Here is a 970-nt window from a genome sequence, read left to right as displayed (position 1 = left end):
AGTGAAAACGGGTGGTGTTAGCCCTGAGTTTGGTGGAGCACTTGGCGGTATTGTTAATGCGGTGTCTAAGTCTGGTGATAATGACTTTAACTTCGGTGCAGAAGTACGTTGGGATCCTGATGGTTTACTTAGCCAGCACGACTCTATTTATCAAGAAAATGGGACTATTAGCACTAATACGAAGCAAAGTAGTTACGATTTTAAAGAGCTTCAGTTATGGGCTAGTGGTGCAATCATCGAAGATACCTTGTTTTTTTATGGTTTGTTTGCACCGCGCCGTGAAGAGTCAACTGGCGCAGGACAAACAACTTATTCTGATTTTGAGCGCGATGAAGACCGCTGGTTTACAAAAGTAGATTGGTTTATAAATGAAGATCACTCAGTGGGTTTTTCAGCAATGAACAATAAGCGCACTTGGACCGATAAAACCTTTGCTTACAGCTGGCAAGAGAATGTGATTGGTGAGCAACAAGGTGTGGATGCACCAGGGGAAGATGGCGGTAAAGTATATAGCTTAAATTATAATGGCTACCTAACTGATACTTTTTCTGTTTCAGCAGTTGTTGGCCGAGTGACTGAAAACGTTGAAAATGTAGTCGCATCTCCAAATCCTGGAGTTTGGGATGAACGTGATGGTTTTGTCACTTTAAGTCAACACACAAATTCATCGGTAACAGAACAAGAGTTTACGCGCGACCAAGCAAGGATTGATTTCAATTGGGATCTTGATATGCATTCAATCCAGTTTGGTATTGATTACACTAATGTAAAAGTAGATTACTTTGAAGGTCAAAACGGTATTGGTGATGCTGAGGGATGGTGGACAGTTAAAACTGCCGGTGAAAATGATATATCAGGTGCACCTTTGGGGAGTGACTTTATAGAAAGACGAGTTCGGAGTCGCGAAGTCGATTCTGATACAACTTCACTCGCTTTTTATATTAATGACTCATGGCAAGCAACCGATAGT

The 970-nt window shown here is 41.5% G+C and carries 1 protein-coding gene; it reads left to right on the top strand.

Annotated elements, in window-relative coordinates:
- The coding region (locus CWB80_RS21845) for a TonB-dependent receptor (protein ID WP_138686312.1) at positions 1-970 on the top strand (970 nt) is incomplete at both ends.

The organism is Pseudoalteromonas sp. S1650, assembly GCF_005887195.1.
Taxonomy (GTDB): Bacteria; Pseudomonadota; Gammaproteobacteria; order Enterobacterales; family Alteromonadaceae; genus Pseudoalteromonas; species Pseudoalteromonas simplex.
Note: the sequence above shows the minus strand (reverse complement) of the source record. Positions and strands in the feature narration are given on the sequence as shown.